Raw genomic sequence first — 24,796 nt, 5'->3', positions numbered from 1 at the left:
CTGGACATAAATTGTTTTCCTGCTCATTTATTTACCATTTATGCCATTCACCATTTTCATCTATACTTGATAGCATTAACCAATCATTTTTAACTTTCGTGTTAAGCGCAGTATTTTCTTTGAGTAGTTTACGAATGTAATCATTCGGCGCTTGTATCACAACTAATAATCGAATCGGTGCATGATAATATTCCCCATCAGCTTTCATAACTGATTGCCAAGGTAAACCTGTCAGTAAATCACTACCGTTTCCTTGCATAACACCAATGCCACTCGTCACCGTCTGGGTGATTTTATTGCCGCTTCCGTAATAGTAAGGTGCAACTGTTGAAGCATAATATTGTAAGTTAATCCATTGAGCAACTGTCGCCGGCCCACTTAAAATTGTATTTAAAATTTCACCATCATGATCTTTCGTCCAGTCATAATTATGCAAGAACGCGCGACCATTTAATTGTGATTGCTCTGTTAATGTTCTCTTACCAATTACAAATGTTGCATTTCTAGCTAATCCCCATTCTGGTCGAATTTCACTCCAGTCACTTGCCAACTGTTCTGCTTTAGTTGTCGATTGTTCGTTTGAATGTTCCATACCTGGAATATCTTTAAGTCTTAAACGATTTGCTTGATGCCCAGCTTTAGGCAAAGCTAGTTTTAATTTTTCTAATGCGCGCTCAGCTTGATTTGAAAGTTGTGGCACATATAGCCATTCTAATTGATCAGTTGTCGTGCTATGTTCAGCAGCAACAAAGATTGTATCTTCCGGAATTATAATGTGATAGCTTTTGAGACTTTCTCTAACTTCAGGCAAATTACACAAAGTAGCTAATACTTTCGCATTGAAACCACTCGCTGAACCACCACATGCACCACAATCTAATGAAGCTGCATAAGGATTGTTTGCACTATGACTACCGTGTCCGCATATGACCACTAACGGCGCAAAATCTTCCGTTAAATCCATTAATTCCAATGCTTCTCGTGCGTAAGTAAGCTGTTCTTGTTTCGTAAACCCAATAGGTAAATCACCAAACCGATTGGGTGCATGATCTATAGAAAGTTTCGTTTCCGGTTTATTCATAAGATTTTTATTAAATCGATTGACCAAATATCCCGTACGTTTAGGCATAAAGCTTCTCGCAATCGTTTGTACACTTAGCCATGAACCTGTTAGTTCTGGAAGCAACAGACTTGGTAATACATTTTGTTTCATTTTTTTAAATGTATAAAATATTGACGAAATACTTTTTTTCTTTTCAACGTAATGATTGGATTGATGTGCATCTTCGTATTCATAAATCTTATGTTGCGGTTTATTCATTACTGGTAAAGCATTATGTGTATGTTGATGTCCGAGTTCACACTTTTCAATTGGTAATCCAAAGAATCCTGCAATGCCAATCGTTTCGAAAGGACCTTCCATTTCTAATTGTCTTCTAAAAGGTTCCGAACGCGTATCAATACAAAAAGCGAGCTGTGCCTCTACAGGTGCTTTATCATCTTCATGATGGATATGAGATTGAATTTCACTTTGTAATTGTGACGCATATGTATCTTCCCAAGATTCAAGCAATAATTTATGTTGTGTAATACGATCAAATTGATGTGCAAATGCTATATAGTCTTCTCGTTCACCTTGAGATAATGCGAACCAATTTTCCAACGTTAAAATGCCAGTTTTAAACCAAGATAGCACTAGAGAAATGTCATGGTCAGTATGTTGTTGTTCTTGAGCATGCTCACTCATCAATGTCCATTCCAAAGCCAATCTTATAGCTAAAAAATCCGTCAGCAAGTTTAAACGTTCGTCTTTCCAAAGCATCATACCTGCCCATCCTGGTAAAGCCAACAAGTGTATTTCAAGATATGATTGTACTTGTGCTTCTGATATACCAAGTTTGTCTAAACAACTTTCTATTGTTTCAATAGATGTTGATGGTAGCATTTTTATTTTATGCCTTTCTGCCTTCGATAAAGCAGGATCCAAATGAGCTAACCTCTTCCAGTTTTTATAGAAACCTTTACCATCTTTATGGATTGCCCATCCTGATTGATTATCATCAAGATATAATTTACTCCACTTAATCACTTGTGCATTCAACTTATCTAAATACGTCTGTCCAGAATATTGTTCAATACGCGTACTTAAAATAATGTCATCATCTTGTTGTTTATTTAGTGCAACATTTTCTAATGAGGTTCTTAATTGTTGTTGATCTTGTTCAGTAAGATTTACTTTATGAGTTCTATTAAACAATATGCTTTCAGCGTATTCTCTTAACATCACTTTGTTTAATGGCGTATTATCGTTCGATAGCCATGCCGATAATCGTTCTTCTATATATTCCTGTTTAATTTCTCCATTTTCAATTGCAGCAAATAATAAACTTTCGTTCGGATACAAATCGACATCCTGTACCTTTTGAAACCATCTCGCAACATCTTCAAAAGTACGATCTTCTAAACCTGCCCAAGGATGTCTCGCTGCAAATATATTAATAGGAGAAAGTGGTGTTATGACACGACTCGCCTCTTTAATTGAATATGTGATGTCATTTTGTAATTCAATTGTTTGCGTCATGTTGATAACCTCCTTTAAACGTATGATTTTTCAAATAGCGTGGATGTGTTTCAATATTTTGCACTTTCGATTCACCTAAATGTACAATCCATAAATATATAATCGTGACGATTTTTGATGAATGATTTCTTGCAACCCACAAGTTCAGTGCACTTCCTATTAAAAGCAATACAATCATGATAATGACTGCAAATATAGGTGTATGGTTCACATTTGTTGCGTATTGATGTAACAAATCATGGAATAAATGATGTACACCAAAGTAGGATAAACCAACAATTAATAGTGCTAATAATCCAATGATTCTACCTAACTTACCCTCACCATATGCGACCAGTTGCGTCCATGAAACAGACAATGACCAAGCTAAAATAAGCGCACTGATGATTTGGTAACTACTTGTCGGATCCATAAGCCAAAAGATAATACCAATCATAATTGATAATAATCGACCAACTAGAACCCATATATATGACACACTTTCATTCATTCTTGAAGGCATATCAAAAGTTCTTACAGCAGAACCAGAACGTAAAAATAATGTCGCTTTAAATAATCCATGTAACATAAGATGAACGATAGCTGCTGAATAAACACCTAAAGCACATTGGATAAGCATAAAGCCCATTTGTCCAATCGTTGAACCTACTAACTGCCTTTTGTAATCCACATGTACTAAACTAATGCCCGCTCCCATCAATACTGAAATCGTTGCGATAATGATAAGTAACCCAATTATCCATTCATTTGTAAAAATCGGTGCAAATCTCGTTAAAATGACGCCACCTACATTTACAATACCGGCATGCATAATCGCTGAAACTGGTGTTGGCGCCGCTACAGATTCTATTAACCATCTATGAAATGGCCACTGAGCTGCTGGAATGATGACCGATATCACTAACATCAACTGAATAACCACACCTTGCCATGAATCAAATTGGTCAAGATGACCATTACTAAAAATAGTAGACTGTTGCCATTCACCCGTTATATTGTATGTCAGCAAAATCGCGATTACTAAAGCAATCCAACTAACGATAAAGATCACGCTAGTACTTTTCGCTAAACGTTTTGTAATATGCCATTGTTTGTTTAAACCGATTAAACGCGTTAAACAAAATAACGTTAACCCCCATAATATCGCCATTAATCTTAAATCATTACTTAACCAAGCAACTGAAGCAAACACCGTCAGAAAAGTAAATAATGAAAAATATTTACGATACTGAGCATCTCCATCTAAATAGCGTACGGAAAACCTTTGAATAATAAGACCAATGCTCAAAATAAAGAGTGCGAGCAACCATGACAATTTATCTAAATGCCAAAATCCTATATATGTATTTCCGCTTGTCATACACAAGCCAATTAATGCGATAAGCACTGGTATAAATGCGATTACTAAGTGAACATTAATATATGTCTTTGCCACTTTTGGTACTAAATATATGATGCTACTTATAAGCGCTAATCCAATTGAAATAAAAAATAATACTAATAAACCTGTCATGTCGGTTGCTCCTTTTCTGTTAAAAGCAATAAAAAAAGCCGACAATTTAAAACAAACCTCTCGTGCAGATTTGCTTTAATTGTCGGCTTCAATCAAACTAACGCTTACCGTTATTTTAATTGCTTCCTTATTATTTATATGTAATCTTTTTGAAATTTTTAATCGTGAGTCATTGCACCGTTTTTACTTTTTCAATTAGCCAATATCGATTAGCCACTTGCTAAAGTTTAGATGCTATGAATTTTTTATATACTTTAATAACATATATTTATTTTTAGCAAATGTCAATAGTTTGACTATTTAAAATATTCTATAGTTTCATTTATTCGTATTAATGATTATTCACTGTTAAAATAAAACAATATATTAAACAAAATGAGGAGGTTAACATGAATAGATCAGACTTAATAGCACCAGAAACATACAATATTGTTAATGAAATCGAAAGACATGCAGCAGATGAAACGAAAGAAGCCATAATATTCGAAGATGTCGATGGCAACGTACAAACAATTACGTATGCTAAACTCATCCAAAATTCAAATAAAGTGGGCAACATCTTTAAAGCACAAGGCCTTCAAAAAGGCGACAAAGTACTTATAATGATGCCACGCTCAATAAAAACATATGAAGTATACATTGCTGCACTCAAACTTGGCCTTATTATCATTCCAAGTTCAGAAATGTTAAGAACTAAAGACTTACAACATCGCATTACACACGGTGAAGTCAATGCAGTCGTAGTCATTGATCAATGTACAGGCGAATTTGATAATATTCAAGAATATGATCAACTCACTAAATTTATTGTAGGCTCTAAACAACAAGATTGGATTTCTATCGATGAAGAAATACAAACTGCAAGCTCAGAACTTACAGTTGATGAAACAAAACGTGATGATATCGCAATATTATCATATACATCTGGTACAACTGGATTACCAAAAGCTGTTATACATACACATGGATGGGGATTTGCGCACATCCAAACAGCGCCAAAACATTGGTTAAGTATTACAGACCAAGATACTGTATGGGCAACTGCAGCACCAGGATGGCAAAAATGGATTTGGAGTCCATTCCTATCTATATTAGGATCTGGCGCCATCGCATTTGTCTATAACGGCAAATTTAATGCTGCTAAATATTTGGACTTACTCGAAAAACATCAAATTAACGCATTATGTTGTACACCTACTGAATACCGATTAATGGCTAAACTACCTAATCTTTCAGACTATACATTAAAAGATTTACACAGTGCGGTATCAGCTGGTGAACCATTAAATAAAGAAGTCATCGAACAATTCAATCATAACTTTAACATTAAAGTAAGAGATGGATATGGCCAAACTGAGAATACATTACTCATCGCATTTTTAAAAGATACAGAAAGTAGACCAGGCGCCATGGGTAAAGCAATACCAGGTAGTCATGTTACTGTAATAGACGAAGATGGCGACCCAATAACTAACGGTGCGACAGGAGACATTGCCGTATCATTAGATTCACCATCATTATTCCAAGGCTACTTTAAAGACGAAGAACGTACCGAAAAATCAAAACGCGGAAACTATTATGTAACTGGAGACCGCGCAAGTTTAGACGAAGATGGCTACTTCTGGTTTAAAGGTAGAGAAGATGACATTATCATTAGTTCAGGATATACAATCGGACCGTTTGAAGTAGAAGATTCACTCACAAAACATCCGAAAGTACAAGAATGCGCAGTTGTCGCAAGCCCAGATGAAATCAGAGGTAATATTGTCAAAGCATTTGTCATCTTACAAAATGATATCGTAGGCGACGACGCACTCGTCAAAGAATTACAAACTTACGTAAAAAGTGACGTCGCACCATATAAATATCCAAGAGCAATCGAATTTGTATCCGAGCTACCTAAAACAAACTCAGGCAAAATACGCCGCGTTGAATTAAGAGAAGCTGAAAAAGAAAAATATCATCAACAATCATAGGAAAAGCAGTGATTGGAGGATAAGACAAAATGTATGTCTCGTCTTTTTTGTTTGAGGTGAGATATGAAGAGATGTGAGTTTACTACGCCTTTAACTCACATCTTCAGCGATCTCGTGTGTTTATTACAACTTTAACTAACATCTTCGCCGATTTCACATATTTTACTCACCCCTCACACCAACAAAAAAGCATTCGACCGTATGATCGAATGCTTTACATATATTATCTTACGTATTCAAATATGCCTGCTGCTCCCATTCCTACGCCGATACACATTGTTACCATACCGTATTTGGAGTCTGGGCGTTTACTCATTTCTGACAACAGTTTACCTGTTAACATAGCACCTGTTGCACCGAGTGGGTGTCCGAGTGCTATTGCACCACCGTTAACGTTTGTCTTATTAATATCTAATCCTGCTTCGTTAATAGATGCTACTGTTTGTGATGCGAATGCTTCATTGAGTTCTACTAAATCGATATCATCTACTGATAAATTCGTTAATTCTAATACTTCTGGTATTGCATAAGCTGGTCCTATGCCCATTAATTTAGGATCTACACCTACTGCTTTAAATCCTACAAATTTAGCAATTGGTTTAACGCCTAATTCTTTTACTTTGTCACCTGACATCAATACAACAAATCCTGCTCCGTCTGTAAGTGGAGCCGATGTACCTGCTGTAACTGTACCGTCAGCCTTAAATACTGTTCTTAATTTAGATAAAGTCTCTAAATCTGTTTCTGGACGAATGAGTTCATCTTGTTTAAATGTTTCTTTCGTTACATTTGGACCGTTCTCATCGTATTTAACTTTATGCACTTCGATCGGCATAATTTCATCTTCAAACTTACCTGATTTTTGTGCTTCTGATGCTCTTTTATGACTTTCAACTGCATAAGCATCTTGTTCTTCTCTTGAAACTTTATATTCTTCAGCAACCATTTCTGCAGTTAGTCCCATAGGGTAAGAAACACCTGTATCCGCTTCTTGTAACTCTGGATTATTTGTTGGCTCATTACCACCCATTGGTACGGCACTCATTAATTCAACGCCACCTGCTACAAGCACATCTGCCTGCTCAGACATAATTTCATTCGCTGCTATCGCAATGGTTTGCAAGCCTGAAGAACAATAACGATTAACAGTTTGTCCAGGCACTTCATTTGGTAATCCAGCAAGTAATGCTATTGAACGCGCGATATTTTGACCTTGTAATCCTTCAGGAAAAGAGTTCCCCACGATAACATCTTGAACCATACTACCATCAAATGTACCACCTACACGATTGAGTACACCTTTTAATACTTGAGCTGCAACTTCATCAGGTCTTTCATGAAATAATGCACCACCTGGTTTAGCTTTACCTGCTGCAGAACGTCCGTATGCTACTATATATGCCTCTTGCATTGATATCCATCCTCTCTTATTCAACACTTCATTAGTTACGTAATGGTTTACCTTTTTCTAACATATGCGTAATACGATCATATGTTTTTTCATTTTTGAGTAGAGATAAAAAGCCTTCTCGTTCAAGCTTTTGAATATATCGCTGATTAATATACGTATTACGAGGTAAATCTCCACCTGCAAGTATATGTGCAACTTTTAAAGTAATTTCGTAGTCATAATCACTAATGAAGTGACCAATTCTTTGCGCATCTAGTTCAGATTGTGCTAAAGCTTTAAAATCTCTGCCTAGCGCTGGATATTGAGCTTTAGGTTTAGGAATATAGTTCGCTTCAGATTCATATCTCGCTTTATTTAAAGCAACTTCAACACGTCTTTCTTTGTTGAAAATGATTGTATCGATATCTCTTAAATAACCATATCTCTTAGCTTCGTATGCATTTGTAGATACTTTAGCTAAACCTACATTCATTAATACTTTCGTAATCGATGCTTGTTTATCATCATTTTTATGATTTGTTCTAAGTACTCTATCTGCAAACTCTGCTAATCCACCACCTGAAGGTAATAGACCTACACCAGTTTCAACTAATCCAATGTATGTTTCACTCGCAGCAACGATAAATGGTGAATGTAAGACAACTTCACAACCGCCACCTAAAGCTCTACCATGAACTGCAGTTACGATAGGTTTAAGTGAATATTTCATTCTGCCGAAACTTTCATGTAATTTATCAATTGCCGGACCTACTAATTCATCTACTTTCTGACTTTCATGTGCTTGTTTCATTAAGAACAAGTTTGCACCGACACTAAAATTATTACCATCTGCATATATAACCATGCTTGTATAGTCTTCTTGTTCTAATAAATCAATCGATTCTATTAAGTCGTTCGCAAAGCCATCAGATATAATATTATTTTTACTTTGAATTTTGAGTAATAATTGATCTTTGTTTGCTACTGATAAATTAGAATCTTCTCTATTCCAAACTTCACGGTCAATAAAAGCTGATGTCGGTGTAACACGGTCTATTGATTCACCTTCTTTATAGAAGCCACCGCTTTGTTGTTCGATCCATTCAGGTAATTCACCGAGTTCTTGTTTCATTCTATCTTTAACACGGTCAAAGCCCATTAAGTCCCAAAGTTGGAACGGTCCTTTTTTCCAGTTAAATCCCCATACAAGCGCACGGTCTACATCTTTAAAGTCAGATGCAGCTTTAGGCACATTAATCGCTGAATAGTAGAAATTATTTCTTAATGTTTCCCATAAGAATTTACCTGCATCATCTTCAGCATTAAAAATAACATCTAAATTAGATTTTAAGTCTTTACTAAATTTAGTAAGAATTTCGAATTTAGGCGGTTCAGGTTGTACGTACGTATCGCTTTCTATATCGTAAACGAGTCTTGTCTTTTTATCTTTTTTATAGAAACCTTGTTTCGTTTTTCTACCTAACGAGCCATTTTTAACAAGTGTATCGGCAACTTTAGTATCTTTGAAATAAGGTTGCTCTTCAGGCACTTGTTGGAGTCCTCTCGTAACGGTAACGGCTATATCTAAACCAACTAAGTCAGATAAACCATATGTTCCGGTACTCGGTCTACCAATTGCTCTACCTGTTAAAGCATCTACTTCAATAATTGAAAACCCTTGTTCTTCGCCACGATACATAATGTCATTCATCGTTTGTGTACCAACTCTGTTCGCTACAAATCCAGGCACGTCATTCGCAACGACAACCCCTTTACCAAGTACTTCTTCAGCGAATATTTGTGTTCTTTCAACGATCGCATCTGACGTATTACGATTCGGAATGACCTCTACAAGTTTCATAATGCGAGGTGGATTAAAGAAATGTAATCCTAAAAATCTTTCTTTATCTTGATCGTTAAATGCTTTAGATATTGCTTCAATTGGAATACCTGAAGTATTCGTCGCGAATATCGCATTATCTTTCGCAACTTGAGTAACTTGCTTCCAAACTTGATGTTTAATATCTAATTCTTCTTTAACCGCTTCAATATAAATATCTGCATCATCTTCACCTGTTAAATCATCTTGGAAATTACCGTAAGATAAATTAGATGCAAATTCTAAATCGAATAATAAAGGTCTTTTAGCATCTGTAATCACATCATATGCTTTTTTAGAAATTTTATTCGGGTCTTTTTCATCGATTACTATATCTAATAATTTTACTTTTAAACCTGCATTCACTAATAGTGCAGCAATTTGGCTACCCATTGTACCTGCACCTAGAACGGTCGCTTTACTTATCGTCATAAAAAGTCCTCCAAATTCATATATTCTGAGTGTGTTTCATCTTGCTCAGTTAGCTTAAATAAATGCTGAATCTCCAGTTAATGCACGTCCAATTAACAGTGCATTGATTTCGTGTGTACCTTCGTATGTGTATACTGCTTCTGCATCTGAGAAGAATCTCGCAATATCATATTCAGCTAAAATACCGTTACCACCTGTGATACCTCGACCCATTGCGACAGATTCTCTTAATCTAAGCGAGTTCATCATCTTAGCAGTTGAAGTGGCAACTTCGTCATATTCACCATTTTCTTGCATTCTAGCAAGTTGAGCACATATAGACATTGAGTGTGCTAAATTCCCTTGCATCATTGCTAATTTCTCTTGGATTAGTTGATATTTACTAATTTCTTTACCGAACTGTTTACGTTCTGTTACATAATCAAGTGTTGCGCGTAAAGCACCTGCTAAAGCACCCGTTGCCATATAAGCAACACCTGCACGTGTAGAATAAAGTACTTTCGCAATATCTTTAAAACCATTTATATTTTGAAGTCTTTGATCTTCTTCAACTTCTACATTGTCTAATTTAATAATTGTATTTGGGATGATTCTTAAAGCAATTTTATTTTCAATCACTTCAATATCTACACCTGCTTGTTCTGGTCTAACAATAAAGCCTTTAGGTTTACCTGTTTCAACATCAACAGCATATACTGGAATAACATCCGCTAAATTTGCGCCGCCTATCCATTTCTTTTCACCATTTAAAATCCATTTATCTCCTTCACGTTTTGCAGTTGTTTCAAGACCACCTGCAACATCTGATCCATGTTCTGGTTCAGTTAACGCAAAGCATGTTCTTAGTTCATGTGATTGTAATTTAGGGATATAGTATGCAACTTGTTCTTTACTACCACCGAATAAGAATGAATTATGTCCTAATCCTTGATGGACACCTAATAATGTCACTAAAGATACATCGAATCGTGCTACGACATAAGACATGAAAAATTGGAATAATTGACTAGGTGTCTTAGCACCTTCACGCCCTTCAAATAATAATGGATTTTGGAAATAGTTGAGTTTACCCATATCATCGAAGAAGTCTTCTGGCACTGTCGCATTCACCCAATGTTCGTTGATCGTTGGACGATATTTTTCTTCTAATAAATCATCAAGTTGCTTTAAGAACTTGACTTCACCATCTGTTAATTGTTTCGAAATATTCAATACATCCTCTGGGAATAATGCTTTTAACGTTTCTAATTTTGTTGACATATAAATGACCTCCAAATATTATTAAAGCGCTTACATATTTCTCTAAAAAAATTTAGTATTCATGTTAGCGTCATCTTTGTTTATTGTTGAAACTTTCTCTTCATCATTTCTTTCACTTCTAACTTGTCTGGTTTAGCAGTTGAAGTTAATGGCATTTTCGTCACGGATAGATAATTTTTAGGTACTTTATAACTCGCTAAGTTCTCACGCATATAAGCATCTAATTTCTCTACGAAATCTGGGTCTTGTTCATTCAGTAACACAGCAGCCGCTACAGTTTCTCCAAATTTTTCATTTTCATAACCTACGACGACACATTGTGCGACGAGTGGATGACCAGCTAGAACGATTTCAACTTCAGATGGCAAGACGTTCTCTCCACCTGTAATAATCAGTTCTTTTTTTCTATCTACGATAAATATATCGCCATCTTCATCTATACGTGCTAAATCACCTGTTAAGAAATAGCCATCATGGAAAGATTTATCCGTTTCTTCTTGTTTTTGCCAATAACCTGGTGTAACTTGTTTACCTTTAATCGCTAATTCACCAATTTCACCTACAGGTACGTCATTGAAATCTTCATCAAATAATCTTGATTCTACGTACATGACAGGCTTCCCTATACTCATTGGCTTTTTAAGTGAATTAGTAGGTGTATTTATCATCGCTAATGGTGCTTCTGTTAAGCCATAACCATTAATAATATTTAACCCCATGCTTGCAAATTTTTTCTGAACACCAGGTAACGGTGCTGAACCACCTTGAATAAGAAAATCAATATTGTCAAAGTTCTTCACATCAAAGTTAGGTGCTACTAACATGGCGTAATACATTGTTGGAATAAGCGATAAGTAATTCGGTTTGTATTTAGCCATTAGATCATTGAGTTGTTCACCTTCGAAGTAACGATGTAATACGAGTGAACCACCTGCCATCAATAACGGAATGACTAAATCATTAAACCCAAATACATGGAACATCGGTAACGAAATAATAGATGAAAATCCTGAATTCACTTTATAAGTGAGTATCGTATTAATCGCATTCGATGTGAATGAATCATAAGTGAACATGACACCCTTTGGTAATCCTGTTGTACCACTTGTGTACATTAATGCCGCTAAATCATCACGACCTACATCTACTGTCTTGAATGGTTTATGATTTTTAGGATTTACAAGTTCATCATATTCAGGTGAATCGATATCCATGTGTAAATAGTCATCTGCAATCCCTTGTAAACTACTTAAATGACGATTTGCATAGAATATAAACTTCACACCTGAATCTTCAATAACACTTTCAATTTCGTTCGGTTTGAGTCTCCAGTTCATTGGGAAGTATACTGCGCCAATCTTAAATGAAGCGAATAGTAAGTCAATCACCGCTACATCATTAGGTGCAAATATCCCAACGACATCTCCCTTTTTTATGCCTTGTTCTTCAAGATGGTTGGCCAAGTTCTCAGCACGAATATTTAAATCTTGATAAGTCCATTCTGTTCCTTTTAGTGGATCGGTAACTGCTGCCTTTTCTTCGTCATATTGCGCTCTCGTTTTAATCCAATCGTAATTCATATTAAACTACCCCCTTAATAGTTTGAACCATTGTCTTTAATACGTTGTTGCAATCCTCCCCAATTTTCTTGATAAATTTGCTGATCCGTTACTTTAAGTTCTTCAGCAATTATCGGTTGAAATGCTATATTGGATAGAATATCTTTCTCTAAATCTAATCCAGCTGCAATTTCAATTAATTTGACACCTTCATCGGTTAATTGGAATACAGCGCGTTCCGTTACATAATAGACTTCTTGATTTAACGTTTTAGCATATGATGCATTGAAGTCCATATTATGTACTTGTTCAACAAATTTCTGAGCATGACCTTCTTTTTCAATTACTAAACCTTTATCATTCCAAGTAGCCTTACTTCCTACTACCATTGTTCCTGAGAAAATAATTTTTTGGACCGTTTGACTAATATCTATGAATCCTCCACAACCATTCATTCTATCGCCATATTTTGAAACATTGACATTACCAAACTGATCCACTTCAGCAAAGCTTAAATAAGCTACATCTATGCCTCCGCTATAAATAAAGTCCCATGTCATTTCATGTCGCATCTTCGCATCTAAATTGTAATTTAATCCGAAGTTTTGACCACTTCCTATCATTCCACCAAATACACCCGTATCTATATTCAGCTGAACTAAATCTTCAGCTTTTTCCTCAACCAATAAATTCGATAATTCATTGTTAATGCCAAACCCTATACTCACAACATTATCTACATTTAAAAATTGGGCAGCACGTCGTAAAATCACTTTACGTGTACTCAATTCATTAATTGGTTCAGGCATACTAAGTACTTTATATTCACCCGAAATAGCTGGGTCATAATAATTTTGAATGGTTTGTCTATGATGTTTTGGGTCATCATTTACACATACATAATCCACAAGCTCTCCAGGAATAAAGACTTCTGTTGGCTTAAAGCTACCATGTTGTACAATTTCTTTAACTTGTACAATAACTTTTCCACCATTTTGATGCGCCGCTAAAGCAGCACCATAGCCTTCTCCCAAATGTGCTTCATGATGCATATAAATGTTCCCCTCGCTATCAGCGTATGTACCACGAAGCAATGCAATATCAACTTTAGGAAATTTATATTGTAAATATTCCTCATTATTAATTTCTAATAAAGAAACGATATCTTCCTTAGTCACATCATTGACTTTTCCGCCTTCAAATCTAGGATCCACGGAAGTGTGTAAACCTATTTTAGAAATCATATCTGGAAATTTGGCTAACGAATTACGATAATGTGTAGCTAACAATCCTTGCGGTACAAAATATGCTTCTACATCATTATTCTTTATCGCTTCTATCGTTTTAGGTGAACCAATGATAATACTCATAATGAGCCTTTTAACCATACCTCTACTCACAAATGAATCTAAATCATAACCATCACCACGATAATCACTAATATCATTCGCAACCATAAAAGTTAAATCATTAAGATTTCCATATTCATCATGAGCTTTAACCAAATGTTTTAAGACACTCACTGGTAAATTACTCACTGATAATGCTGCCAGTGAAATAACATCTCCACTTTTGACAATGTCTTTCAAATCTTCGAACGAAATAATTTGCATACGATTATCCCCTATCTTTCATAATTACAATCATTCCATAAAAGACCTCCCCAATAAAATGTAAGCCCTTACATTAGTAAATATAACATAGTGTAAATATGAAAGAAAAGTAAAAAGGTATACGACAATATCTTTTTAATTACAAATTCGAAATAATTACAACTAACACTTAGTACCTCCTCACATACTGTAGTTGTAATATTTTTTAAAATAATTATCGCTCGTTCAGAACATACGTATACCCTGAAAATCATTACGCATACAAAAAACTTCATTATATCAATAAAATATTATGGTCATTAAATTACTCATGCATCGTATATACAACAACATTGAAATACCAATCACCAAGCGAAAATATCACATCTCACACTAAAATAATTTGAAATATTATTGTTTGATAAATGAAACAATAATACACAAGCAAATAATTAGAAGGAGATGATGAATGAATCACACTACAAAAAGAAAATATAAAAAAAGCCATTCCGACTTAACGGAATGGCTTCTGTGGTTCAACACTATTTATTTAATTCTAAAGCTTCTGCTGTTTGTTTACGAGTTTTCTTCAATAAAGCAGTATCTTCGATTAAAGATTCACCATATGAAGGGATGATTTCTTTAATTTTAGATTCCCAATTATCCATATATTGAGGGAAGTTCTTCTCGATTACTTCTAAAGCTACAGATACTGATGTTGATGCTCCTGGTGATTCACCTAATAAAGCAATTACAGTATGGTCTTCTGAATTTACAACTTCTGTACCGAATTGAATAAATCCACGGCCATGTTCTTCTGTATCTTTAATAACTTGTACACGTTTACCAGCGATATGAATATCCCAATCTTCGTCTTTTGCATCTGGTACAAATCGACGCAATTCTTTCATACGATCTTCTTTACGTTGTAATACTTGTTGAATTGAATATTTTACAAGTGATAAGTTTTTAACACCTGAAGATAACATTGTCACAACATTACTTGTATTAATAGATTTAAATAAATCTAAGTTAGATCCGTTTTTCAAGAATTTTGGACCGATTGCTGCGAATGGACCAAATAGTAAACTTTCTTTTCCTTGAATATAACGTCTGTCTAAGTGAGGTACAGTCATTGGTGGTGTGCCAGGTGGCTCTTTACCATAAACTTTGGCATTATGTTCACTTACAACTTTAGGGTTGTTACATACTAAGAATGCACCACTAATTGGGAATCCTCCAAGATGTCTACTTTCAGGAATTTTTGTTTTTTGTAGTAATGGAATGGCATGTCCGCCTGCACCGATAAAGATATAATCAGCAACATGCGTTTCTACTTTACCAGTTTCTAAATTACGAACTTTAACTTCCCATTTACTATTAGAAAGTTGTTTAAAGTCTACTACTTCATGACGGAAATGAACTTGTGCATTTTCGTGTTTTTCGATATTTTTAACTAATTTACGTGTTAATTCACCGAAGTTAACATCTGTACCTTCGTCAATTTTACTTGCTGCAAGTGGTTCGTTTGAATTACGACCTTTCATCATTAAAGGCATCCACTCAGCTAATACTTTATGATCTTCTGTATAAGTTAAGCCTTCAAACATTGGTAGAGATTTTAATGCATCATAACGACGTTTTAAGAAATCTACATTTCGAATACCCATTACGAAACTGATGTGTGGTAATGGTCTAATGAATTCTTGAGGATTCTCGATAGCTTTACTCTTAACTAAGTATGACCAAAATTGCTTAGAAATTTCGAATTGCTCGTTAATTTCTTTCGCTCTTTCAACATCAATTGAACCGTCCTCTTGCTCAACTGTGTAGTTTAATTCGCATAGCGCAGCATGACCTGTACCAGCATTATTTTTTTCATTTGAACTTTCAATTGCTGGTTGTTCTAATCTTTCGAATAACTTAATATTCCAATCTGGTTCAATATTTTTCAAAAAAGAACCAAATGTCGTACTTAAAATACCAGCACCAATGAGAATAACGTCTTTTGGTTGGTTATTATCCATTTTGATCACCTTTCTAAAATTTAAGATGTATTATATTCATGAATTGGGTATACATAAATATAAAGGTCTGAAAGAATTGCAACTTTCTTTAAGAGATATCTTAATTCTTTATATACCAATTCTAAATTAATATTGTGTAAAAGTAAATCATAAGGTGTTCTGGTCATACTATGTGTTGTAATAATACATTAAAAATTTTTATTTGAGCTTTCTAGTTGTAATTTCTCTTGTGTAATAATACACTAATGTTAAATAGGTATTTGTCTCTTGCTTTGAATTTTGGATATTCATTATGAGTAATCAAGGAGGTTTTTCAAATGACTGTTGAAGGTAAAAATCTTATAAAAGTGAACCGACAGAATGAACAAAGATCTTCAGAGATTTCAGTTATGATTGAAGAAGGTGGATTAGGCGCTGATAATTACTATCAAATTATTAAGCCAAACGCGAGCCATAGGGAAACAGAGGAAAACATTTTCCAATTCGAAGATGAAGTTAGTCAAAAAAGTGATTCTGAATTAATCGACTTACTTATTGTCAATGCACAGGAACATACTGCAGAGAATTACAAAGAAGCACAAAATATTATTAAAACTGAGTTATTGAAACGAATGTGTTAAGTGGATTTATAATATAAGACTGGACCATGATTGATATGGTCCAGTTTTTTATTTATTTTGCCGGCTAACGATCTTGTTTTCGACTCTTGATCGTTAGCCTCCTTCTATCTACTATCCTTTTTTGTATATCTTTGGTAAATTATGGTACAATATTTCTTATTGGAAATTTTTACAATTTATTGAGGAGTCAATGTGAAATGAATGGTCAAATGAAAGAGATAAAGTCACACTCAATTCGTTATTTATATGGTTTAGATGGCTTACGTGCAATTGCGGTTATAGCTATCATCATTTATCACCTTAATCCTAAGTGGTTATCGGGTGGTTTTTTAGGTGTGGATACTTTTTTTATCATTTCTGGCTATTTAATCACGAGCTTATTAATCCATGAATATCAACATACAGGCACGATTGACCTCTTACATTTTTGGAAGAAACGTATTAAAAGGTTACTGCCGGCAGTCTTATTTTTATTAAGTATTGTACTCATATATACGCTATTATTTGAACCGAGTATTATTAAAAATGTGAAACAAGATACGTTTGCTGCTTTATTTTATGTATCCAATTGGTGGTATATTTTTCATCATGTTAGTTACTTTGATAGCTTTAAAGTGATGCCACTTAAACATTTATGGAGTTTAGCAATTGAGGAACAATTTTACGTATTTTGGCCAATTTTATTAATGATTTTACTTCGCATTAAAAAGTTGAAAAGACATTTCGTTTTAGTTGTATTTATATCTTCTCTTATTTCATTATTGTTAATGATTTTAATTGCTGAACCGAATGTTGATAATTCAAGAGTGTATTTTGGAACAGACACTAGATTACAAACTTTGTTATTAGGTGTATTACTAGCATACATATGGCCGCCTTTTAGATTGAAACAGCAAATTATAACGCCGTTAAAGATTGGAATCGAAACGATAGGTTGTATTTCAATTGCGCTATTAATTTATTTTATGTTGACTGTTTCATCCAATGACAATTGGTTATACTTTGGTGGTATTCATCTTATATCTTTAAGTTCTTTACCTGCCATTGCGAGTGCCGTTCATCCTAGTACGTTATTATCTAAAGCATTAGGTAATCGATTATTGTTATGGATTGGACAGAGATCCTATAGTTTATATTTATGGCATTATCCTGTCATAACATTTACCAATAAGCATTTCGTTCAAGGGCAAATCCCCTTTTACATGATATTGATTGAAATCATATTAACGTTACTGTTAGCTGAATGTTCATATCGCTATGTTGAAGTACCCATTAGAGTACGAGGGTTAGCCTATTTTAAACCTGGAAAAGCTCAATTAAAATCACTCATTGCTAAAAGTAGCATTACTTTAGTATTAGTTGGTCTTACGTTAACAATACTTTCAGGACATTTTGATTATTTACAACAAACGCAACATCATCATGCCAAGACGACGTTTAAAGTTTCAAATCACGATGATAGGAATAGTTTGATATTACCTATTCCTAAAATTAATGTTAATAGCGAACAAACCATTAATCATAAAGGGAAACATCAAGAAAAGATGTTATTTATCGGTGATTCCGTCATGGTTGATATCGGCGAAGAAATACATAAAGCATATCCAGATGCAATAATAGATTGTAAAGTCGGCCGTAATTTAAATGATGCTATTCCACTCGTTCAAGAGAAATACAGTACATTTAACAAAGCTAATCAACAAGTAGTACTTGAACTTGGAACGAATGGCGATTTTTCATATGATGATTTGACGAAGCTCATTAAAATGTTCGGTAATGCCCATGTTTACGTCGTTAACACACACGTACCAAGAGATTGGGAACAAAGTGTCAACGAAAAACTTTCGAAAGCAGCAGATTCACATAAGAATGTTCAATTAGTCAATTGGTATCAAAAAGCAAAAGACCATTCAGAATACTTCGCATATGACGGCGTGCATTTAGAATATAAAGGCGTACAAGCACTCGTATCCGAAATAAATAAACATGTGAAATCATGATATTTGAAATTAACAAAAAACAGTCTAGAACCCTATTTCGTTCTAGACTGTTTTTTTCGTTTAGCTCTTATTGTTTCTTCTATAATTGAACCGACTATGAGACCAACTGAGATGATGATTTTTCCTATTAATAAAATCATACGAAATCACCCTTTAATAACATATTTGAGTTCTGAAACAAGTAATTATATTTGTGCTAATAATCCATAAGATTGCATTCTATCCTCATGCGTTATTGTATTTGTACTAACCATGATTTCATCACATTGATATTCTGCTTGAATCGCTTGAAGTCTTGATTGAACGGTTTCGACATCACCTATGATCATATTGTCTTTCATATCATAAAGCATTTCTTTTTCTCGGTCACTTAACGCATCAAATGTTTGTACTTTTTCCTTTTTATCTTCACCTTGCGCTTTAGGTATTAAACTTTCTATCGCAAGTGTTTCAGCTTCTTGATTAGTCTCTGCACATATAACAGATACCGTAACAATCACTTTAGGCGTTTCTTGATTTCTTTGTTCAAAGTGTTCACGGTAACGATCAACAATTGCACGACCATCTTGATCACTCATAAAAGCACCGAACACATATGGCATGCCATTTTTAGCAGCAAGTAAAGCACTTTTCTCACTTGTTCCTAATAACCAAGGTATTGGTGGTACATCAGGTTGAGGTAACACGTTTACTTTATGATATTCGTGATTTAAAGGAAATTGCCCTTCCAAGAACATCAATAATTCTTCTAACAGTTCTGGTAAAGCCCACACTTGCTTTAAAAACTGCGTCGATAATGCATTAGTTGCTTCCGCTGAGCCACCGGGTGCTCTACCTATACCTAAATCTACTCTATTTGGAAATAACGTAGCCAGAGTATTAAACTGTTCTGCAACTTTATAAGGTCTATAGTGTGGTAATAATATGGCACCTGCGCCAATTCTTATATGGTTTGTATGCGCACCAATATAAGAAAGTAATACTTCTGGTGCTGAGCTTGCAAGGTTAGACAAACCGTGATGTTCAGTTAGCCAATACCTTTCATAACCTAAAGCCTCTCCTAATTGTGCTAATGCCAACGAATCTTTAAAAGCATCATGTGCTGTTTGACCAGGTGCAATCGGTGATTGATCAAGTATACTTAACTTCATATTGTTCATCCTTTTTGTTCCTCAGGTATTTCTATAAGGACAAGACGGTACACCGCAACTTGATTTTCCTCATATAAATTTGTTAAAGACGTTGAATAATTGTAGATTTCACCTTTAAATTGCTTATTTTTAGCCGGAACTTCAACATCAAAATGCCCTCTATATAACAAAACAGCAATATCGTGATACGCTTCGCTCGTTACATTAAATTCAATCGTTACTTTATATAACCCATCTACAGTTTCGTCTTCAAAATGTGTTAATGGAATATCCGTTTCATCTAAATATATATGTTCAACCATTTATGTCACCTTCAAAATTTATATTTAATATCTAAGTTCAGTATAATATGTCGAAAGATATAATACATGCATTCTGTTTATAGCGCATGAATACTTGAGTGAGTATCTAATCATTTATTTGTCACGCATTCATTAAACGCTTACAATATAATATGAATCTAAATGTGGACTTGAAATGTGGTGGGATTATTGTTAGAAAGACATGTGAAATTAATGAAACTATTACTTTTAAATCGTGATAGTTATTTAAACGGGACTGAAATAGCTGACTATTTGAATGTTTCAAATAGAACTGTAAGAAGCGATATTAAATATATTAATAGTGAAATTAAAGATGTCATTATCAGTATTAAAGGGCGTGGTTATCAATTAAATCACGAGTTGTATCAAACTGAAGAGATAGAAACCATTCTGAATCAATATACGGAAAAGAACGGTCAAACGCTCATCAAGATGGCTTATCAATTATTAATGTATAAACAATCTGTTACGCTTGAGCAATTATCTGATGACTATGCTTTAACGAAGAATGAACTCATCGATCATTTAAATCAAATTCAAGCTTGGTGTGAGTCTTATGACGTTGCAATTAACCTTGTTAAAAGAAAAGGCGTAACGGTAAGTGGCAATGAAATGGATATTCGCAATGCTATTCTTCATTTAAACCAGCTCTCTACAAACAATGTTAAAGTAGAGGACTTTATTTTGAATGAAATTCCAAAAGCGCATAGCGAATTAATGATGCATATTATGGAACAACACTTAGAGCATCACCATATTCAAACTTCAAAAGTGCATATTAAACAGTTGCTCGTACACCTGATCATTATTTTCAAAAGAATCCACGATACAACTGAACAATGGGATATTAATCAAGAGGCATTGGCCATTTCTCGGGCAATTATAGAAGATATTAATAGACAGCTTAAATACACTTTAAGCGATGAAACAGCGAAGCTATTTTCATTTTTTATTAGCTATTATTTTGACAAATATGACCTAGGCTTCAAACAAATATTTATTCAAAGTTATATTGAACGTTTAATTTATCAAATGAATGCCAAAGTCGGTATAGATTTTATGCAAGATGCTGTACTTCGTGAAAATGTTTATTCACATTTCAGCAGAACATATTTGCGCATTGTTAAGAACGTTTATATTAACAATCCGCTTACAGAGGATATTAAACAGCAATACCCGTTTGTGTTCAACGCTTTATATGAAACGGTTCATTTACTTGAAGAAGATGCACAACTCAATTTAAGTGAAGATGAGATAGCATTTTTAGCATTGCATTTTCAATCATCAATAGATCGTAATGTACAAGATCAATTTAATGTTGTCATTACTTGTTATTACGGACTTGGGATTTCAAGCTTATTAGAAGCAAAAATTCAAAAATTAAACCATAAAATTAATATTACGGATACGATTAAACTTGAAGATGTTTCAACATACCCATTCACTAACACAGATATACTTGTTACAACACACGACATTGACTTGACACATCTACCTAGTAATGTACAAGTTGTTCAAGTATCGCCGTTATTTTCAGAAGAAGATGCACATAAATTTCAAACCATTTTAAATCAGAAGCAAAACCCTGTTTTAAACAACGATGCATTATTGCCTATCGACTTTCTATCAGTACCGATCGAAACAGACATACATTCTACTGTTGATATATTCCAACATGCAGAACATTTGCTTAATCAACAACATGCAATATCAAGTGGGTATATTGAAAGTGCGTTAGAAAGGGAGAAGTTCTCATCAACTTATATTGGAAATGGCATTGCTATTCCACATGGCGACCCTACTAAAGTATTTAAGTCACATGTATTAATGTTTAGACTCCGACAAGATATATCATGGAAACAGCATAAAGTTCATTTAGTATTTTTCTTATCTATTGCAGACAAAGATAAACAAGTAATGAAGAAAATCATACACAGTGTTGCTACATTAACAGAACAAAATGTTACGCATTTACTAAAACTAGAAGATGAACCATTCAAACAATATATCATTGAACGTTTTAAAGAATAATTGCCACTACTAACGGCAATTATTCTTTTTTATGCTTTAGTGAATGCGTTTACAATTGAATTAAGAAGGAGCTGACGTTATGAAAATATTAGCAATTACATCTTGTCCAAACGGGATTGCACATACTTATATGGCTCAAGAAAAATTAGAACAAGCCGCAAAAGAAATGGGCATAGATATTAAAGTAGAAACACAAGGTGGTGTCGGTGCAGAAAATGTTCTGACATCAAAAGAAATTAGAGAAGCAGACGGTATTATTATCGCTGCTGACAGACAAGTTGATTTATCAAGATTTGACGGGAAACGATTAATTAACGAAAGTGTTAGAGAAGGTATTCACAACCCTAAATTATTAATTCAACGCATCATCGATCAAGATGCGCATATCCATCATGAAAAAGGTGGCAATAAACAAACAGATGATGACGAAGATCAAAAAAGCGGTCTACAAATGGTCTACCAACATTTAATGAATGGTGTTTCATTCATGGTGCCATTTATCGTAGTCGGTGGTTTATTAATGGCCATTGCTTTAACTTTAGGTGGGCATACAACACCTGAAGGCCTTAAAATTCCTGATGATTCATTCTGGAAATCTATTGAAAATATCGGTAGTTTAGCATTTAGCTTTATGGTCCCAATTCTAGCTGGTTACATTGCAGTTAGTATTGCTGATAAACCAGGTTTAGTACCAGGTATGATTGGTGGCGCAATTGCTGCTGATGGTAGCTTTTACGGAAGTGAAGCTGGTGCAGGATTCTTAGGTGGTATTGTCGCTGGTTTCTTAGCAGGTTATATTGCAAAATGGATTAAAAACATTAAAATTCCTAAAGCAATGGCACCGATTATGCCAATTATCATTATTCCTATTATTTCTTCAATTATTGTAGGACTTATTTTCATATTTGTTATTGGTGCACCGATTGCGAGTATTTTTGAAGGCTTAACAACATGGTTAAAAGGTATGCAAGGTACAAATAGTATTATCTTAGCGCTTATTATCGGAGCTATGATTGCATTCGATATGGGTGGTCCAGTAAACAAAGTTGCTTTCTTATTCGGATCAGCTTTAATTGCTGAAGGAAACTATGCCGTTATGGGTATGGTTGCAGTAGCTGTATGTACACCACCAATTGGTTTAGGTCTTGCTACTTTTATCAATAGACGTAAATTTAATAAAGGTGAAATTGAAATGGGTAAAGCATCATTTACGATGGGCTTATTTGGTATTACTGAAGGTGCTATTCCATTCGCCGCACAAGACCCATTACGTATTATTCCTGCAAATATGATTGGTGCAATGGTTGCAGCAGCGATCGCAGCTATAGGTGGCGTTGGCGATAGAGTTGCACATGGTGGTCCGATTGTAGCTGTACTTGGTGGTATCGATAAAATACTATGGTTCTTTATTGCTGTCATCATCGGAAGTAGTGTTACAATGCTTGTTACACTTTTATTAAAGAAAAAAGAAGCAACAGTTGCAACACCTGAAATGGAATCATCTAATAGCGGTATCACAACATCATTTATGGGATTAGATGAAGATGATAACGATCAAAAAGAAACATCAAGTTCAAATGATGAAACTCAGACAGAATCAGAACAAGTCTTTCATGAAAAAGTCATTACGATAGAAGACGCTGAGATGTCTCGAGATGACGCAATAGATAAACTGATTCACAATTTAAAACATCACAACTTTATAGACGATGAAGAAATGTTAAAAGAAGCTGTATTGAAACGCGAATCAGAATCAACAACAGCAATCGGTATGAATGTAGCCATCCCGCATGCTAAATCAAATGTTGTCAAACAGCCTGTCGTAGCTGTTCTGAAAAACAAACATGGTGTTGAATGGGAAAGCTTAGATGAAACACAACCTAAAATCATCTTCTTAATTGCTGTACCAAATGATAGTAGTGATACACACTTGAAGCTATTACAAAGACTGTCACGTACACTTATGGATGATGAAACAAGAGAAAAATTAATCAACGCTGAAAGCACAGAAGCTATTTATAACATTTTGAAAGAAATTTAATTTAAAAAGCCTGGAACGAAGGGAGTGTAAAATAAACTGTGTAAGTAGAGAACGTACGACTCTACTTCACAGTTTATTTTTTTATATAATCTAGCGCGCTATCGCTTACTATATCCGTAAAAAGTGTTGGTTAAAAATCAAACCAACTACTTGTTACGGATGCCGAGCTAAATACTATGCATAGTGTTAAAATACACTTATTAAAACTTGGAGGTTAGTTATGGCTAGAAAAAAACGAGATCCTAAATCTGTCGAACTTGCTAATAGAATTATTGCTGAGTATGCACCTGAATCTGTTGAAGATATGGAAAATGGTTCTGTTGCAAAGTAAAAAAAATATAGCTAACCACTAATTTATCATGTCAGTGTTCGCTTAACTTGCTAGCATGATGCTAATTTCGTGGCATGGCGAAAATCCGTA

General features: G+C 34.5%; 15 protein-coding genes. 5 read left to right on the top strand and 10 right to left on the bottom strand.

Annotated features, from left to right (window positions below; translation table 11 throughout):
• Positions 1-31: 31 nt before the first annotated feature.
• Positions 32-2,581 carry a DUF2309 domain-containing protein gene (locus tag LQ611_RS09260; protein ID WP_239709534.1) on the bottom strand — a complete coding sequence of 850 codons (2,550 nt, stop codon included), beginning with the start codon at positions 2,579-2,581 and terminating at the stop codon, positions 32-34.
• Positions 2,565-4,094, bottom strand: coding sequence for an NADH dehydrogenase subunit 5 (locus LQ611_RS09255; RefSeq protein WP_025907231.1), 1,530 nt, complete (start codon positions 4,092-4,094; stop codon positions 2,565-2,567). Before LQ611_RS09255 ends, LQ611_RS09260 begins: the two co-directional genes overlap by 17 nt.
• Before the next feature lie 389 nt (positions 4,095-4,483).
• Here LQ611_RS09255 and mbcS point away from each other — a divergent pair, with 389 nt between their 5' ends.
• The gene (gene mbcS / locus LQ611_RS09250) at positions 4,484-6,070 is read left to right on the top strand and encodes an acyl-CoA synthetase MbcS (protein ID WP_107572884.1); all 1,587 of its coding nucleotides are present in this window, start codon (positions 4,484-4,486) and stop codon (positions 6,068-6,070) included.
• 223 nt (positions 6,071-6,293) lie between these two features.
• Here the strand turns inward: mbcS and LQ611_RS09245 are convergent, their stop codons facing one another.
• The 6 genes from LQ611_RS09245 to mqo form a co-directional block, all read right to left on the bottom strand.
• Positions 6,294-7,481 carry a thiolase family protein gene (locus LQ611_RS09245; protein WP_239709533.1) on the bottom strand — a complete coding sequence of 396 codons (1,188 nt, stop codon included), beginning with the start codon at positions 7,479-7,481 and terminating at the stop codon, positions 6,294-6,296.
• A gap of 31 nt (positions 7,482-7,512) precedes the next feature.
• Positions 7,513-9,771, bottom strand: coding sequence for a 3-hydroxyacyl-CoA dehydrogenase/crotonase FadB (gene fadB / locus LQ611_RS09240; RefSeq protein WP_204175807.1), 2,259 nt, complete (start codon positions 9,769-9,771; stop codon positions 7,513-7,515).
• A 54-nt stretch (positions 9,772-9,825) separates the two neighbouring features.
• Positions 9,826-11,031: an acyl-CoA dehydrogenase FadE gene (gene fadE, locus LQ611_RS09235; protein WP_025907634.1), complete on the bottom strand. Its 1,206-nt coding sequence runs from the start codon at positions 11,029-11,031 to the stop codon at positions 9,826-9,828.
• Positions 11,032-11,111: 80 nt separating this feature from the next.
• Complete coding sequence (gene fadD, locus LQ611_RS09230; RefSeq protein WP_107509281.1) at positions 11,112-12,611, bottom strand: long-chain-fatty-acid--CoA ligase FadD; 1,500 nt, start codon at positions 12,609-12,611, stop codon at positions 11,112-11,114.
• Between the two features lie 14 nt (positions 12,612-12,625).
• On the bottom strand, positions 12,626-14,203 hold the full coding sequence (fadX, locus tag LQ611_RS09225) for a fatty acid degradation protein FadX (protein WP_204175808.1): 1,578 nt from the start codon (positions 14,201-14,203) through the stop codon (positions 12,626-12,628).
• A 521-nt stretch (positions 14,204-14,724) separates the two neighbouring features.
• Positions 14,725-16,209: a malate dehydrogenase (quinone) gene (gene mqo / locus LQ611_RS09220; protein WP_204175809.1), complete on the bottom strand. Its 1,485-nt coding sequence runs from the start codon at positions 16,207-16,209 to the stop codon at positions 14,725-14,727.
• 317 nt (positions 16,210-16,526) lie between these two features.
• On the opposite strand from mqo, the gene LQ611_RS09215 reads away from it, so the two are divergent.
• Both LQ611_RS09215 and LQ611_RS09210 read left to right on the top strand, forming a co-directional pair.
• Positions 16,527-16,829, top strand: coding sequence for a hypothetical protein (locus LQ611_RS09215; RefSeq protein ID WP_025907628.1), 303 nt, complete (start codon positions 16,527-16,529; stop codon positions 16,827-16,829).
• Positions 16,830-17,026: 197 nt separating this feature from the next.
• Positions 17,027-18,829 carry an acyltransferase family protein gene (locus tag LQ611_RS09210; protein WP_107617791.1) on the top strand — a complete coding sequence of 601 codons (1,803 nt, stop codon included), beginning with the start codon at positions 17,027-17,029 and terminating at the stop codon, positions 18,827-18,829.
• A 185-nt stretch (positions 18,830-19,014) separates the two neighbouring features.
• Here the strand turns inward: LQ611_RS09210 and LQ611_RS09205 are convergent, their stop codons facing one another.
• Together LQ611_RS09205 and LQ611_RS09200 are read right to left on the bottom strand one after the other, a co-directional pair.
• The gene (locus LQ611_RS09205; protein ID WP_103361684.1) at positions 19,015-19,980 is read right to left on the bottom strand and encodes an LLM class flavin-dependent oxidoreductase; all 966 of its coding nucleotides are present in this window, start codon (positions 19,978-19,980) and stop codon (positions 19,015-19,017) included.
• Positions 19,981-19,985: 5 nt separating this feature from the next.
• A complete protein-coding gene (locus tag LQ611_RS09200; protein WP_025907599.1) occupies positions 19,986-20,282 on the bottom strand; it encodes a DUF3219 family protein in 297 nt (98 codons plus the stop codon).
• 189 nt (positions 20,283-20,471) lie between these two features.
• Here LQ611_RS09200 and LQ611_RS09195 point away from each other — a divergent pair, with 189 nt between their 5' ends.
• Both LQ611_RS09195 and LQ611_RS09190 read left to right on the top strand, forming a co-directional pair.
• Positions 20,472-22,334, top strand: a complete 1,863-nt coding sequence (locus LQ611_RS09195; RefSeq protein ID WP_107565360.1) for a BglG family transcription antiterminator — start codon at positions 20,472-20,474, stop codon at positions 22,332-22,334.
• A 79-nt stretch (positions 22,335-22,413) separates the two neighbouring features.
• Positions 22,414-24,375 (top strand): fructose-specific PTS transporter subunit EIIC, encoded by a 1,962-nt coding sequence (locus LQ611_RS09190; protein ID WP_070369348.1) that lies wholly within the window; start codon positions 22,414-22,416, stop codon positions 24,373-24,375.
• Positions 24,376-24,796 lie beyond the last annotated feature (421 nt).

Origin of the sequence: Mammaliicoccus sp. L-M44 (assembly GCF_022386355.1) — a bacterium.
Taxonomy (GTDB): domain Bacteria; phylum Bacillota; class Bacilli; order Staphylococcales; family Staphylococcaceae; genus Mammaliicoccus; species Mammaliicoccus sciuri_A.
This window is presented reverse-complemented; position numbering and strand designations above follow the sequence as displayed.

Bases quoted from the DNA above. Each gene is read 5' to 3' on its own strand.
- LQ611_RS09190 (WP_070369348.1), top strand. From the start codon at position 22,414: ATGAAAATATTAGCAATTACATCTTGTCCAAACGGGATTGCACATACT.
- LQ611_RS09200 (WP_025907599.1), bottom strand. From the start codon at position 20,282: ATGGTTGAACATATATATTTAGATGAAACGGATATTCCATTAACACAT.
- LQ611_RS09245 (WP_239709533.1), bottom strand. From the start codon at position 7,481: ATGCAAGAGGCATATATAGTAGCATACGGACGTTCTGCAGCAGGTAAA.
- fadX (WP_204175808.1), bottom strand. From the start codon at position 14,203: ATGCAAATTATTTCGTTCGAAGATTTGAAAGACATTGTCAAAAGTGGA.
- fadD (WP_107509281.1), bottom strand. From the start codon at position 12,611: ATGAATTACGATTGGATTAAAACGAGAGCGCAATATGACGAAGAAAAG.
- LQ611_RS09205 (WP_103361684.1), bottom strand. From the start codon at position 19,980: ATGAAGTTAAGTATACTTGATCAATCACCGATTGCACCTGGTCAAACA.
- LQ611_RS09260 (WP_239709534.1), bottom strand. From the start codon at position 2,581: ATGACGCAAACAATTGAATTACAAAATGACATCACATATTCAATTAAA.
- fadB (WP_204175807.1), bottom strand. From the start codon at position 9,771: ATGACGATAAGTAAAGCGACCGTTCTAGGTGCAGGTACAATGGGTAGC.
- LQ611_RS09255 (WP_025907231.1), bottom strand. From the start codon at position 4,094: ATGACAGGTTTATTAGTATTATTTTTTATTTCAATTGGATTAGCGCTT.
- fadE (WP_025907634.1), bottom strand. From the start codon at position 11,031: ATGTCAACAAAATTAGAAACGTTAAAAGCATTATTCCCAGAGGATGTA.
- LQ611_RS09210 (WP_107617791.1), top strand. From the start codon at position 17,027: ATGAATGGTCAAATGAAAGAGATAAAGTCACACTCAATTCGTTATTTA.
- mbcS (WP_107572884.1), top strand. From the start codon at position 4,484: ATGAATAGATCAGACTTAATAGCACCAGAAACATACAATATTGTTAAT.
- mqo (WP_204175809.1), bottom strand. From the start codon at position 16,209: ATGGATAATAACCAACCAAAAGACGTTATTCTCATTGGTGCTGGTATT.
- LQ611_RS09215 (WP_025907628.1), top strand. From the start codon at position 16,527: ATGACTGTTGAAGGTAAAAATCTTATAAAAGTGAACCGACAGAATGAA.